This window comes from Rhizobium sp. BR 250, assembly GCF_047445855.1.
Classification (GTDB): Bacteria; Pseudomonadota; Alphaproteobacteria; order Rhizobiales; family Rhizobiaceae; genus Agrobacterium; species Agrobacterium tumefaciens_I.
On record NZ_JARWKW010000003.1, the window covers coordinates 390,040 to 404,065 of the forward strand.

General features: G+C 60.0%; 14 protein-coding genes and 1 other RNA gene. 10 read left to right on the forward strand and 5 right to left on the reverse strand.

What is annotated here, in order from left to right:
* Nucleotides 1-19: 19 nt before the first annotated feature.
* Nucleotides 20-601: a c-type cytochrome gene (locus QD336_RS07185; RefSeq protein WP_269341444.1), complete on the reverse strand. Its 582-nt coding sequence runs from the start codon at nt 599-601 to the stop codon at nt 20-22.
* Between the two features lie 150 nt (nt 602-751).
* Between QD336_RS07185 and QD336_RS07190 the strand changes: the two genes are divergently transcribed.
* Nucleotides 752-1,507 carry a 3-deoxy-manno-octulosonate cytidylyltransferase gene (locus tag QD336_RS07190; RefSeq protein ID WP_269341443.1) on the forward strand — a complete coding sequence of 252 codons (756 nt, stop codon included), beginning with the start codon at nt 752-754 and terminating at the stop codon, nt 1,505-1,507.
* A gap of 11 nt (nt 1,508-1,518) precedes the next feature.
* The gene (locus QD336_RS07195; protein ID WP_269341442.1) at nt 1,519-2,382 is read left to right on the forward strand and encodes a prephenate dehydratase; all 864 of its coding nucleotides are present in this window, start codon (nt 1,519-1,521) and stop codon (nt 2,380-2,382) included.
* Nucleotides 2,383-2,397: 15 nt separating this feature from the next.
* Here QD336_RS07195 and nudC read toward each other — a convergent pair whose 3' ends face one another.
* Together nudC and QD336_RS07205 are read right to left on the reverse strand one after the other, a co-directional pair.
* Nucleotides 2,398-3,360 (reverse strand): NAD(+) diphosphatase, encoded by a 963-nt coding sequence (gene nudC, locus QD336_RS07200; RefSeq protein ID WP_499169998.1) that lies wholly within the window; start codon nt 3,358-3,360, stop codon nt 2,398-2,400.
* Nucleotides 3,360-3,788 (reverse strand): HIT domain-containing protein, encoded by a 429-nt coding sequence (locus QD336_RS07205; protein WP_003524313.1) that lies wholly within the window; start codon nt 3,786-3,788, stop codon nt 3,360-3,362. Before QD336_RS07205 ends, nudC begins: the two co-directional genes overlap by 1 nt.
* Before the next feature lie 65 nt (nt 3,789-3,853).
* Between QD336_RS07205 and ffs the strand changes: the two genes are divergently transcribed.
* From ffs to QD336_RS07220, 3 genes are all read left to right on the forward strand, one after another.
* An RNA gene (gene ffs, locus QD336_RS07210) (signal recognition particle sRNA small type) lies at nt 3,854-3,950 on the forward strand.
* A gap of 79 nt (nt 3,951-4,029) precedes the next feature.
* Entirely contained in the window at nt 4,030-5,904 is a 1,875-nt protein-coding gene (locus QD336_RS07215) for a DNA polymerase III subunit gamma/tau (protein ID WP_499169999.1), read from the forward strand.
* A 24-nt stretch (nt 5,905-5,928) separates the two neighbouring features.
* Nucleotides 5,929-6,252 (forward strand): YbaB/EbfC family nucleoid-associated protein, encoded by a 324-nt coding sequence (locus tag QD336_RS07220; RefSeq protein ID WP_269341439.1) that lies wholly within the window; start codon nt 5,929-5,931, stop codon nt 6,250-6,252.
* 88 nt (nt 6,253-6,340) lie between these two features.
* Here QD336_RS07220 and QD336_RS07225 read toward each other — a convergent pair whose 3' ends face one another.
* Nucleotides 6,341-6,976 (reverse strand): MOSC domain-containing protein, encoded by a 636-nt coding sequence (locus QD336_RS07225; RefSeq protein WP_499170001.1) that lies wholly within the window; start codon nt 6,974-6,976, stop codon nt 6,341-6,343.
* 37 nt (nt 6,977-7,013) lie between these two features.
* On the opposite strand from QD336_RS07225, the gene recR reads away from it, so the two are divergent.
* Together recR and QD336_RS07235 are read left to right on the forward strand one after the other, a co-directional pair.
* Nucleotides 7,014-7,619: a recombination mediator RecR gene (recR, locus tag QD336_RS07230; RefSeq protein ID WP_077983270.1), complete on the forward strand. Its 606-nt coding sequence runs from the start codon at nt 7,014-7,016 to the stop codon at nt 7,617-7,619.
* 38 nt (nt 7,620-7,657) lie between these two features.
* A complete protein-coding gene (locus QD336_RS07235; RefSeq protein WP_499170002.1) occupies nt 7,658-8,923 on the forward strand; it encodes a lytic murein transglycosylase in 1,266 nt (421 codons plus the stop codon).
* Nucleotides 8,924-9,084: 161 nt separating this feature from the next.
* On the opposite strand, the gene QD336_RS07240 is transcribed toward QD336_RS07235, so the two are convergent.
* A complete protein-coding gene (locus QD336_RS07240; protein WP_269341436.1) occupies nt 9,085-10,713 on the reverse strand; it encodes an MFS transporter in 1,629 nt (542 codons plus the stop codon).
* 288 nt (nt 10,714-11,001) lie between these two features.
* Between QD336_RS07240 and rimP the strand changes: the two genes are divergently transcribed.
* From rimP to QD336_RS07255, 3 genes are all read left to right on the forward strand, one after another.
* The gene (gene rimP, locus QD336_RS07245) at nt 11,002-11,598 is read left to right on the forward strand and encodes a ribosome maturation factor RimP (protein WP_269341435.1); all 597 of its coding nucleotides are present in this window, start codon (nt 11,002-11,004) and stop codon (nt 11,596-11,598) included.
* 63 nt (nt 11,599-11,661) lie between these two features.
* Nucleotides 11,662-13,278, forward strand: coding sequence for a transcription termination factor NusA (gene nusA, locus QD336_RS07250; protein ID WP_499170004.1), 1,617 nt, complete (start codon nt 11,662-11,664; stop codon nt 13,276-13,278).
* Entirely contained in the window at nt 13,275-13,976 is a 702-nt protein-coding gene (locus tag QD336_RS07255) for an RNA-binding protein (RefSeq protein ID WP_269341433.1), read from the forward strand. The genes nusA and QD336_RS07255 overlap by 4 nt, the downstream gene beginning before the upstream one ends.
* The last annotated feature ends 50 nt before the right edge of the window (nt 13,977-14,026 follow it).

A 14,026-nucleotide genomic window follows, 5' to 3' on the forward strand; every position in this document is an offset into this window, starting at 1 on the left:
CATGAAACCATCATGATCATCAGTTCATCGGTGCGGGAGCAGCATTCGGATCCGGAAGCGGAGCCGGGTTTGCCGAAAGTGAGCGCAGATAAGCGATGAGGTCGGCTCTTTCCGTTTCCTTCTTCACACCCGCAAAGCCCATGGCCGTGCCGGGAACGTGTTTCTTGGGGGCTTCGAGGAAGAAGTTGAGATGATCGTAATCCCAATGCACGGAGGCGCCTTTGGAGAAATCCTTCATCCCAGCGGAGTAGCTGAAACCTTCGTGGCTGGCGATCGGCCGGTTGACGACATCGAAGAGATTGGGGCCGACCTTGTTTGCACCACCACTCTCTCCGGTATGACAGCTCGTACACTTCTTGAAGACCGCTTCACCCTTGGTGGCATCGGCGCTCGCAAGCAATTTTGCGATTGGCGTTGCGGCTGCAGCAGCTTCTCCGCCACCGGCTTCGCCACCGCCGCCACTCTCTGCCGCGGCAATGACGTAACCTTCCTTCTCGGGCGCGGGCGCATGGAAAATGCCCTCAGAGGCAATCGACACCGACATCAGGACGAAAACCGTGCCCAGCAACGCCCCAACGCCCATATTAACATAAGAATTCATCTATATGCGCTCCCTCGCATCCGCTCCATATAACCGGGCATCTTGAAATTGCTCGAAAGCTATGGCTTTTGCACAGCCTGCGCAACTTGAATAATGCTCCCCACACCGTGACGTTTTGACACTTTTCGGGCGGGATTTGAAGGGTGTCGGATGAAGAATCGGGATTTCGAGAAAGCTGTTGTCCTCATACCGGCGCGGATGGCCTCCACGCGCCTGCCGGGCAAGCCACTTGCCGACATTGGCGGCAAGCCGATGATCGTGCAGGTTGCGCTGAGAGCACGCGAAGCCGGTGCGGAGCGAATCGTCGTCGCGGTGGACGACGAACAGGTGTTTTCAGCGGTTAAAAACGCCGGTTTCGACGTGATGATGACGCGCGACGACCACCAGTCCGGCTCGGATCGCATTTTCGAGGCGCTGCAAAAGGCCGATCCCTATGGCACGGCAGAATACGTCATCAACGTCCAGGGCGACCTTCCGACCATCGAGGCGGAAACGATCCGCGCCTCGCTGCGCCCGCTGGAAAATGCCAGCGTCGATATTGCAACACTGACGGTCGAAATTATCGACGAGGACGAAAAAACCAATCCGAACGTGGTGAAAGTGGTGGGCAGCCCGCTTTCCGAAACACGGCTGCGCGCGCTTTATTTCACCCGCGCGACCGCGCCCTACGGCGATGGCCCGCTCTATCACCATATCGGGCTTTATACCTATCGCCGTGCGGCTCTTGAGAGATTCGTCAGCCTGCCGCCCTCGCCGCTGGAACTGCGCGAACGGCTGGAACAACTGCGTGCGCTGGAAGCGGGCATGCGCATCGATGCTGAAATCGTCCGCTCCGTGCCGCTCGGCGTCGACACGCCGCACGATCTCGAAAAAGCCCGCAAAATTCTCGCAAGCAGAACCCTTTAACGGACACACCCATGAGCTTGATTACAAATCGCATTGCCTTTCAGGGCGAGTTCGGCGCGAATTCCGACATGGCCTGCCGTGACATGTTCCCGGATATGGAGCCATTGCCATGCCCGACATTCGAGGATGCCTTCAACGCTATTGAAAATGGCGAAGCCGATCTCGGTATGATCCCGATTGAAAACACGCTGGCCGGCCGCGTCGCAGATATCCATCACCTGCTGCCCGAATCACGCCTGCACATCATCGGCGAATATTTCATGCCGATCCGTTTCCAGCTGATGGTGATCCCCGGCGTGACGAAAGACGAGATCCGCACGGTCCACAGCCACATCCATGCGCTGGGCCAGTGCCGCAAGATCATCCGCTCCAATGGCTGGAAGCCCGTCATCGCCGGCGATACGGCGGGCTCCGCAAGGCTCGTTTCCGAAAAGGGCGACCGCAGCATGGCGGCACTTGCGCCACGCCTTGCCGCGGATCTCTACGGTCTCGATATTCTCGCTGAAAATGTCGAGGATTCGGAAAACAACGTCACGCGCTTCGTGGTGCTTTCCCGCGATGAGAACTGGACCAAGCGCCAGTCGAGCGACGAAATCGTCGTCACGACCTTCGTCTTCAACGTTCGCAACATTCCGGCCGCGCTCTACAAGGCCATGGGTGGTTTTGCCACGAACGGCATCAATATGACGAAGCTCGAAAGCTACCAGCTTGGTGGAAAATTCGTGGCGACGCAGTTTTATGCCGATATTGAAGGTCACCCCGATGACGAACCGGTGCGTCACGCGCTGGACGAGCTGCGCTTCTTCTCGGAAAAGGTCCGCATTCTCGGCGTCTACAAGGGCCATGCGATGCGCGGCAAGCTCAACCAGAGCTGAGCCTGCCGAACGCGATTATTTTGTCCATTCCACCCAATCGCGCATCAGCCGATGCGCGATGGCGCCGCCGGGAGGCGCGGAAAAGCCTTCGCCCGTCGCCGTCTCCAGCATCTTGGCGACTTCCGCCCGTGTGAACCAGCGGCAATCCTCCAGTTCGATCTCATCACGCGCAATATCGAAAGATAGTGCCTCGGCATAACAGCCGATCATCAGCGTATGCGGCATCGGCCAGGGCTGCGACGCATGATAACGCACGCGGCCGATTTCAACGCCGGATTCCTCATGCGTTTCGCGGCGCACGGCCTGTTCGATGGTTTCACCCGGCTCCACAAAACCGGCAAGGCACGAATACATGCCCGGCGCAAAATGCGCACCGCGGCCAAGCAGGCAGAGATCACGCTCGATATCGATCGTCATCATGATAACGACGGGATCGGTGCGGGGAAAAATAGTGTGGCTGCAGGCGGCACAGATACGCTTGTAACCGCCGATGCGCAGTTCCATGGTGCCGCCGCACTTTCCACAAAAGCGATTGTCGGCGTTCCAGTGGGTGAGGCTGACGGCCTGGGCAACTTCGCTCAGCAATTCCTCATCGAGAAGATGGTCGCGATAAAGCGTGCGGGCATCGGCCAGCTTGTAATGGCTCGCCAGCTGATCCTCGGCAACGGCAACTGGCACCGCGATTCTCGGCTCGCCGGTTTCGCGATATCCGAGCAGCACGGCATTGTCGAAATCCGGCAGCAACTCGGCCAGCTCATAGGCGGAAAACAGGGGATCGATGACCTGTTCGTCGTGCTTCAGGACAAGCCGGTTGCCCGAAAAGGCAAAAATATGGGTGCCATCAACTTTCAGCGCATCGGCAACGCACTCCTCCGTCCGCTTTTCGGCGAAACGGTCGAGGGCATTTTTGGAAAAGGCCGTCAGCAGGCTAGCTTCGGGATGGGGGGCAGTGGTTTCAAAAATTTTCATGGAAATCATCAGAGAGCGCCGGAGATTTTTTTCATCAAAGTTTCCTTTTCGCCTGCAGCATAAGGCACAGGCGTTCCGTGACCCCAGATAGGACCCGGCCAGCAGGTGTCACCTTCATTGCGGGCGATAATATGGACATGAAGCTGCCGGACGATATTACCCAAGGCACCGACATTGATCTTGGTGGCCCCGGTGATTTCTTTCAAGGCTGACGCAACGAGATTGGTCTCGAATGTCAGCACGGCCTGATCGAGCGGGGTGAGATCGAACAATTCGCTAACGCCATCTCGCTGCGGCACCAGCACCAGCCAGGGCCAGCGATTGTCATTTTGCAAACGCAGTTCACATAGCCCCAAACGCGTCACAAGCACGCTGTCGCGCGCCAGCCTGTCGTCCAGCCGGAATGTCTCCAAGGTGTCCTCCATGTTTGTTTTCATCGTGATAGCAGTTTTTTGAAGGCTTGGCTTGCATTTGCTGTCGATATTGCCGATATGTGGCCCCGGGAGGTTGGTGGTGGACGAGCCACTCGCCAACCGGGTCAGGTCCGGAAGGAAGCAGCCCTAACGAGCCCGGCACGGGTCGCCGTGCCAGCCTCCCACCTGTTTTAAAAGACGTGCTCAGCTTTCGCCGGGCCAGTTCCGCGCCCCAAGACAACTGGCAAAACAAACTGGCGAGGCAATGAGCGATACCGTTCCCACCACATCAAGCGAATCCCAGGTCGGGACCGGCTACCGGGTGCTGGCGCGCAAATATCGTCCCAAGGATTTTTCCGATCTGATGGTCGGCCAGGAGCCGATGGTCCGCACGCTGACCAACGCGTTTGAGACCGGACGCATCGCGCAGGCCTATATGCTGACCGGCGTTCGCGGCGTGGGCAAGACGACCACGGCCCGCATTCTCGCCCGCGCGCTGAATTACAAGACCGACACCATCGACAAGCCGACCATTGACCTTCGTATTCCCGGCGAACATTGCCAGGCGATCATGGAAGGCCGGCACGTCGACGTGATCGAGATGGACGCCGCCTCCCATACCGGTATCGACGATATTCGCGAGATCATCGAGCAGGTGCGTTATCGTCCGGTCTCGGCGCGCTACAAGGTCTATATCATCGACGAAGTGCATATGCTTTCGACGCAGGCTTTCAATGGTCTTCTGAAGACCCTTGAAGAGCCGCCGGAACATGTGAAATTCATCTTTGCGACCACTGAAATCCGCAAGGTGCCGATCACCGTTCTGTCGCGCTGCCAGCGTTTCGACCTGCGTCGCATCAGCGCCGCCGATCTCGTCGGCCTGTTTACCGCCATTGCCGGCAAGGAAGGTTTCGAGGCCGAACCGCAGGCGCTATCGATGATCGCCCGCGCCGCCGAAGGTTCCGCCCGCGACGGTCTTTCCCTGCTCGACCAGGCGATTGCCCATGGCAGCGGCCGGGTGGAGGCCGAAGCGGTGCGCGGCATGCTCGGCCTTGCCGACCGTGCGCGCATCGTCGATCTATTCCAGCATGTCGTCAAAGGTGACGTGGCGGCTGCGCTTTCGGAATTCAACGGACAATATGAGGCCGGCGCGAACCCGGTTGTGGTCCTGAACGACCTTGCCGATTTCACCCATCTCGTCACCCGCATGAAATATGTGCCTGACGCGGCGGAAGACCCCTCGCTTTCCGAGATCGAACGCGTGCGTGGTACGGAATTTGCCGAAACCATCGCGGTGACGGCGCTGTCGCGCATCTGGCAGATGCTGCTGAAGGGTATTCCGGAGACGGAAAATGCCTCGCGGCCCGCTGGTGCGGCCGAAATGGTCCTGATCCGCCTTTCGCATGCCGCCAACCTGCCGGCACCGGAAGATGCGGCGCGGCGCCTGCTGGAGCTTTCCAGCGGCGACGGCGGTTACGCCAATGGCGGGCCTTCCGGCGGCGGCAATGGCGGCGGCGCGCGTGCCTATTCGTCGGTGCAGACCGTGGCGGCCGGAAGACCTGTCGATCTTCCCGCCCAGAGGCCTGCAAGTCCGCAACCATCCGCCATGCTGCGCGCTGTGCCCGATAGCCGCCCGCAGGAGATGCAGGTCGTGGCGCCAAGAACCGAAGAACGGCCAGAGCCCAAGGTTCCCGTCAATTCGGTGCAGGATATTGCCGAGCTCTGCCAGAAACACCGCGACCCGGTCATGCGGGCAAAGGTGCGCAACTTCGTGCGGCTGGTGCGGCTGGAGCCCGGCCGGCTCGACATGCGCCTCGGCGAAGGTGCGCCCGGCTCTCTGCCCGGTGAACTTGGCGTCAAGCTCAAGGAATGGACCGGCATCCACTGGATCGTCAGCCTCAGCAAGGAACAGGGTGAGCCGACCCTGGTCGAGGCTGAAGGCAATGCCCGAGACGCCCGTCTGGTTGATGCGCGTCAGGACCCTGATGTTGCCGCCATTCTGGCGCAGTTTCCCGGCGCAAAGATCACCGACGTGCGTATCCGTGCCGCGATACAGGATGAGGCGGAGGACATCGCGCCGCCATCGGTTGCCGAATCGAGCGAAGGCGACATCCTTCCCGGCGACGACATCGAGTTTTAAACAAAAAGAACAGGAGATTGGCACATGCGCGACATCATGGGCATGATGGGCAAGGTCAAGGAAATGCAGTCCAAGATGGAAAAGGTGCAGCAGGAAATTGCCGCCCTCGAAATCGAAGGCCGGGCCGGCGGCGGTCTGGTAACCGTCATTTTGAACGGCAAGGGCGAAATGCGCGGCCTGAAAATCGATCCTTCGTTGTTCAAGGAAGACGAGGTGGAAATCCTCGAGGACCTGATCGTTGCCGCCCACAAGGACGCCAAGGAAAAAGGCGAAGCACAGGCCCAGGAAAAGATGGCCAACCTGACCGCCGGTTTGCCGCTACCGCCCGGCATGAAGCTGCCGTTCTGATAGACATTTCCGATCCGTCATTCCGGCCCCGAGCCGGTATGACGGAAATTGCGGACATCTCCCGCCTCAGCGGGAATAGGTCCAGTTCTCAGGCTTCCAGCATGGCGCGAAACCGGCTTGCCAGCGGTGTTTCGAGGTAGGTCGCGCGTTCGGCCATATCGAGCTGCATCGGCCGGAAGCGCTGCAGAATAGTCGGTATGGGCAGCTTCGTTCCCTGATAGGGTTCGAACGAGATATTCTCACCGGCGGCGAGCATTCCGCCTTTCAGCACCCGGCAATAAAAACCCGGCTGGCCCGCCTGCCGGAAGCGCGGGGCGAAATCGGGATCGCCGATACGAGCCGACAGCGTGGCGCAGGGGATGCGGGCAGCAGTCACCTCCAGCACGACATCGCTGGTCGAGAACCTGTCGCCCACATGAAGTTTTGCGCTATCGACGCTCTCCAGAACGAGATTTTCACCAAAAAAGCCGGGTTCCACCACAAAGCCCAGGGAGCGCGACCAGAAGTCGAGATCGACGGAGCCCATGATGTAAATCGCCTGATCCGGCCCGCCATGGTGTTTGCGATTGCAGACCGCGTCACTGACAATGCCTTCCGCGTCGACCATGACCGGGCCATTCACGGCGTGTTTGAAGATGCCCGTCTTCACCGTCTTTCCCGGCAGGTTTTTTGCCTCACCCCGGCACACCGCCCTGATTTTCATGGACTGCCCTTTGCGCTTCATGATTCCCGTTTCCCGATTTATGCAGTAGAAAGCGCTTATGGCAAAACGAGTCACCGGTCCCGAAATCGAAAAACTGATCCAGCTTTTGGCCAAAGTGCCGGGACTTGGCCCCCGCTCGGCGCGGCGGGCGGCGTTGCATCTCATCAAGAAGAAGGAACAGCTTCTCGGGCCGCTGGGCCATGCCATGGGTGAAGCCTATGACAAGGTAAAGATCTGCTCCTGCTGCGGCAATGTCGATACGATCGATCCCTGCACCGTCTGCGCCGACGACCGGCGCGACCAGTCCGTCATCATCGTGGTGGAAGATGTGTCGGATCTCTGGGCGCTGGAGCGGGCGGGCGCGATGAACACCGCCTATCACGTTCTGGGCGGCACGCTGTCGCCGCTCGACGGTGTTGGGCCCGAGGACCTGAACATCAAGGGCCTGATCGATCGCGTCAGCGCCGGCGGCATTCGCGAGCTCATCATCGCCGTTAATGCGACGGTGGAAGGACAGGCGACCGCCCATTACATCACCGATCGCCTCTCCGACCTCGGCATCAAGATCACACGGCTTGCGCATGGCGTGCCGGTGGGCGGCGAGCTTGATTATCTCGACGAGGGCACATTGACGGCGGCGCTTCGGGCGCGAACGACGATCTGAAGCCTTCCTCCCTCCCCGTCACTCAAAGAGGAGACCGAATGCGAAACCGATTTGCCCCCAAGGCACTCGCTGCCCTTCTTTCCGTTTTTTCAGCAACGACCGCTCTTGCACAGTCGGCCCCGACAGGTGCGGCTGCCGCCAAATATGACGCAGACTTCAATGCATGGCTGAAAAAGGAAATCTGGCCGGAAGCCCGCAAGGCCGGCATTTCGCAAAAGACGCTTGAGGCCACGCTCAGCGGTCTCTCCATCAGCTGGAACCTGCCCGACCTCGTCATTCCAGGCCAGAAGCCGCCGAAGGAACAGAGCCAGAGTCAGGCGGAATTCTCCTCGCCGGGCGCCTATTTCTCGGAAAAACGGCTGCAGGGGCTTGCCGGCACCGGCCGCTCGCTTGCAGCCACGCACGCGGCGACGCTGCGCAGGATCGAGGCGAAATACGGTGTGCCCGGCGATATCGTCGTTGCGATCTGGGGCCGTGAATCCGGTTTCGGCCGGGCCAAACTGCCGCATTCCGTGGTCAATGTGCTGGCGACGAAAGCCTATATGTCGACCCGCAAGGAGATGTTCCGCACCGAGCTGATCGACGCGCTGAAGATCGTCGAAAGCGGCGATATCGCGGCGTCACGCATGATGGGCTCCTGGGCCGGCGCGCTCGGCCAGCCGCAATTCATGCCATCGAGCTATCTCAAATATGCCGTGGATTTCGACGGTGACGGCCACCGCGATATCTGGAACTCCGTGCCGGATGCGCTGGCATCCATAGCCAACTATCTTTCTCAGCGCGGCTGGCAGCGCAATCGCGACTGGGGTTTCGAAGTCTCCGTCCCCGCCAATGTATCCTGCGCGCAGGAAGGCCCTGATCTTGCCCGGCCGGTGGCCGACTGGGCGAAGATGGGCATTACCCGTATTTCCGGAAAAGCCTTTCCTGCCAATGACCTCTCCGCCGACGGCATGATGCTGGTGCCGGCCGGGCGGCACGGGCCGGAATTCGTGGTGACACCGAACTTCTACGTCATCAAGGAATATAATAATTCCGATCTCTATGCGCTGTTCATCGGCAATCTTGCCGACCGCATTACCCATGGGGCGGGACCATTCAAGGGCGAATGGGGCAATGTCGGATCGATGCTGCGCTCCGACGTTCTGGCCATGCAGAAGGCGCTGGTTGCCAAGGGTTACGATGTCGGCAAGGCGGATGGGCTGGCAGGCTTCAAGACGCGCCGATCATTGGGCGACTGGCAGGCAAAAAACGGCCTCGCGCCGACATGTTTTCCCGATGCGACACTGAAGGCGAAGCTGAAATAGCAGGTTGCCGGCAAAGTCCGAAAACCTCTCCGTCGTCATGCTCGGGCTTGTCCCGAGCATCTGCAACCGATTGATTTAACGACAGGTGATTGGATCCTCGGGACAGGCCCGAGCATAACGACGGGGTGTTGCAAGCCATCGCCCCTTTTGCCTATCACCTCTCAATGCTGGTCGGTATGCGGCTTATGAAAAATATCATCGGTCGGCGGAATGGTCTGCCGTTCGATCATCCGGTGCACGCGCGGCCGCGTGTTGCCGCGGTGAAGCTCGAGCAGCCGGTCCCAGGTCTCCGCATCCGCCTGGGTGCGGCGGTGATTGTGGCGGACATACTCCACCCATGTCGGCACATGGTAGCTTTCCGTCCAGATATCGGGGTTTTCGAGATCGCGCATCAGGTTCCAGTTGCGCGCGCCGTCGCGGAGGCGGATGCGGCGGCGCTCGGCCATCAGCGGCAGGAATTCGCCCAGATCCTCGTCATGGATTTCATAATCGATGAGAATGGCGATCGGCCCGCTGCGCGGCTTGATATCGAGCCTCAGCGGCGGTTCCACGAAACGATTGAGCGGATCGAGATTGAGCGAAGCGAAGGCCGGCATGGCGAGCTTGAGGCCGACGACGACACCGAGCAGCATCAGCACGCAGGAACAAAGCAGCGAATAGGAAATGCCGTAATCTTCCGCCAGCTCGCCCCACAGCCAGCTACCCACCGCAATGCCGCCGAAGGTCAGCGTCTGGTAAAGCGAAAGCGCTCGACCCACCACCCAGCGCGGGGTGGAAAGCTGGACGATGGTGTTGAAAAGAGAAAGCGCCAGAACCCAGCAGGCGCCGGCAATGGTCAGAACCAGCGAAGTGATGATCGAACTGGTGCTGACCGCCGTTACACCGGCACTAAAGGCAAAACCTAAAAAGGCAACCCGCACAATCCATTCGCTGGACAGGACCTCACGCAGTCTCGCACTGACCAGCGCACCGCCGATGGCACCGACGCCGAAGGCGCCGAGCATGACGCCATAGGTCAAGGGCCCACCCTCGACCAGATCGCGGGCGACAATGGGCATGAGAGCAAGGATGGCGCTGGCGGAAAGGCCAAAGAGGAAGCCGCGCACCAGAACCTTGCCGATATTAGGCGACATCGCCACATAACGCATGCCGGCCGAGATGGCGGCAGGAAGCTGCTCGCGCGGCAGGGTCGAGGCATATTTGGGCGGCTGCCAGCGAAACAAAGCGTAGATCAAGGTGAAATAGCTCAGCGCATTGACGAAAAACGCAGCCGCAGCACCGGCGGCCGCAACGATGATACCGCCGATGGCCGGGCCGACACTGCGGGTGATGTTGAAGCCGACGCTGTTCAGCGTCACGGCGGCCGGCAAATCCTCGCGCGGTACCATTTCGCCGACCGAAGCCTGCCAGGACGGATTGTTGAGCGCCGTACCGCAGCCGATCATGAAGGTGAAGAAGAGCAGCAGCCAGGGCGTGAGCCAGCCCGACCACGCAAACACGGTGAGCAGCACGGAGGCCGTCAGCATCAGAAGCTGTGCCGAAATCATGATGCGGCGGCGGTCGAAACTATCGGCCAGCGCGCCTGAGATCAGCGAGAACAGCATGATCGGCAAAGAGGTGGAAGCCTGCACCAGCGCAATCATGTTTTCCGAACTGGAAAGCGAGGTCATCATCCATGCGGCACCCACCGCCTGGATCAATCCGCCGAAATTCGAGGCAAGGCTCGCGAACCAGATTCGTCTGTAAGTCAAATGCCTTAAAGGCGCGAGTGGCGATTTACGGTCAGGCACGCTCTGTCCACTTGATGCAACTGCGATCTATCAAACGGCAACTATAGACAGTGCCGGAATTCATGCCAGCCTTTCCGACACGGTAAGGGTGAAAATATGGCCGGAGCCACGCCCCGGGCGAGACCGCCCGCGAAAACCTTGCAATCCTGCCCCGATGGGTCTATATGACCCCTGAAATTCTTGATCGCTTGATGAAGAGTGGGGCCGCAAGGCTCCGCTCTTTTTCGTTAGGCGAACCGGAAACCACGGGCTGAGTGCCCGGTGAAAATCTAAAGACCGGAAGGCCAGATGGCAGACACCGCACATGAACCGCGACTGATAACCGAAACGGGCATCGACCAGCGCATTGCCGAGATCATCGAGCCTGTTCTGACGGGCATGGGATATCTTCTGGTGCGCGTGCGGCTCTCCAACCAGAACGGCATGACGCTGCAGGTGATGGCCGAGCGGGAAGACGGAACGATGACCGTTCAGGACTGTGAAGCCATCTCGATGGCGATTTCACCGGTTCTTGATGTGGAAGATCCGGTCGATAAAGCGTATCATCTCGAAGTTTCCTCGCCCGGCATCGACCGGCCGATGGTTCGCAAATCGGATTTCACCCGCTGGCAGGGTCATCTGGTGAAGGTCGAGACCTCCATTCTGGTCGAGAACCGCAAGCGGTTTCGCGGCAAGATCGTCGAGGTAGATGCGGATGGCTTCAAGCTGGAACGCGACCAGATCGCCTATGGCGAAGAGCCGACAGTCATCATTCCGTTCAGCGCGCTTTCCGATGCGAAGCTCATTCTGACGGACGACCTTATTCGTGATGCGCTGCGGGCAGACAAGGCGGCAAAGGCCGCAGCCGCAAACCAGAACGACGAAGACGAAGCAGACGAAGACTAATTCCAACGTAAAGCCCGAAAATAAGGGCGACCAACGCAACTTGCGACTTACGGAGACAGAAAAATGGCAGTGAGTGCTAACCGGCTTGAGCTTCTGCAGATCGCCGATGCTGTGGCGCGCGAAAAGGTCATCGACCGCGAAATCGTGCTTGCCGCAATGGCTGACGCTATCCAGAAAGCCGCCCGCTCGCGCTATGGTTCGGAAACCAACATCCGCGCCGACATCAACTCCAAGACCGGCGAAATCCGCCTGCAGCGTCTTCTGGAAGTTGTCGAGGCCGCTGAGGACTATTCGACCCAGATCCCGCTTGAGCTGGCCCGCGACCGCAACCCCGACGCCAAGCTCGGCGACTTCATCGCCGATCCGCTGCCGCCGATGGATTTCGGCCGTATCGCCGCCCAGTCCGCCAAGCAGGTCATCGTGCAGAAGGTGCGCGAAGCCGAGCGCGACCGCCAGTATGACGAGTTCAAGGACCGCATCGGCGAAATCGTCAACGGCACCGTCAAGCGCGTCGAATATGGCAATGTCATTGTCGATCTCGGCCGTGGCGAAGGCATCATCCGTCGCGACGAGATGATCCCGCGCGAAAACATGCGTTATGGCGACCGCGTTCGCGCCTATGTCTACGACGTTCGCCGCGAACAGCGCGGCCCGCAGATTTTCCTGTCGCGTACCCATCCGCAGTTCATGGTGAAGCTCTTCACCATGGAAGTTCCGGAAATCTACGACGGTATCATCCAGATCAAGTCGGTTGCCCGTGACCCCGGTTCGCGCGCCAAGATCGCGGTCATCTCCAACGACTCGTCGATCGATCCGGTCGGCGCCTGCGTCGGTATGCGTGGTTCGCGCGTTCAGGCCGTTGTCGGCGAACTCCAGGGCGAAAAGATCGATATCATTCCGTGGAGCCAGGAACCGGCTTCCTTCATCGTCAACGCCCTGCAGCCGGCGGAAGTCGCCAAGGTCGTTCTGGATGAAGAATCCGAGCGTATCGAAGTGGTTGTTCCCGACGAGCAGCTGTCGCTCGCCATCGGCCGCCGCGGTCAGAACGTGCGTCTGGCATCGCAGCTGACCGGCTGGGATATCGACATCATGACCGAGCAGGAAGAATCCGAGCGTCGCCAGAAGGAATTCAACGAGCGCACGGCACTCTTCATGGAAGCGCTCGACGTCGACGAAATGGTCGGCCAGGTTCTGGCTTCGGAAGGCTTCGCGCAGGTCGAAGAACTGGCCTATGTCGATCTCGACGAGATTTCCTCGATCGACGGCTTCGACGAAGACACTGCCGATGAAATCCAGACCCGCGCCCGCGAATATCTGGAACGCCTGGAAGCCGAAATGGACGCCAAGCGCAAGGAACTCGGCGTTGCCGACGAACTGCGCCAGATCGACGGCCTGACCTCGCAGATGATGGTCGCGCTCGGCGAAGACGGCATCAAGACCATCGAGGACTTTGCCGGCTGTGCAGCGGACGATCTGGTCGGCTGGAGCGAGCGCAAGGACGGCGAGACGAAGAAGTTCGAAGGCATCTTCTCCAAGCTCGATGTTTCGCGCGTCGAAGCCGAGAACATGGTGGTGCAGGCTCGTCTTCTCGCAGGCTGGATCACCGCTGAAGAGCTCGCTTCCGAACAGGAAGCCGATGCGGAAGCTGCCGAGGAGGCGGATACCGCCGAACAGGAATGATATCGCAGGCGCATGAGCCGGACGATCTGCCCGAGACGGATGACGACGGGCGGATCAAGGGCGACGTCAATGGACGTATGTGCATTGTAACACGGCAGAGCGGATCGCCGGATGAGCTGATCCGCTTCGTCGCAGGCCCGGACGGCGGCGTCGTTCCGGATCTGAAACGCCAATTGCCGGGGCGCGGCTGCTGGGTGACACCCGAGCGCGCCCTGATCGAGAAGGCCATCGCGAAGAAGCTCTTCGCGCGGGCTCTCAAACGTGACGTCAAGGCCGGGCCGGAGCTTCTCGCTCTTCTCGACCGGCTGATGGCGCAACAGCTTGCCGGGATGATGAACATGGCGCGAAAAGCCGGCCAGTTCATCAGCGGCGCGATGAAAGTCGATGCCGCCGTCCGGTCCGGGAACGCGATCGCCGTGTTCCATGCGACCGATGCTGCGGCCGACGGCGTGAGAAAACTGGACCAGGCTCGCAAGGCCTGGGCGCTCGGCAGCGATGCCGGCAATGAAATTCCGTCCTTCCGGCTCTTCAGCGGAGCCGAAATGGACGAGTTGATGGGCCAGAATGCTTTTATCCATGCCTGCGCGCTTGCAGGGCAGGCGGGTGAGGGTGTAGTGAAGCGCGCAACGATGCTTGAGCGGTACCGCCTTGGCGGCCAATCTCAGGCGGAACGCGACGCTGCCCGGACAGAACAATGACGCGGTTAACCGACATCAACGGTCGCCGCGTTCCGATGCAGCAATTGAAC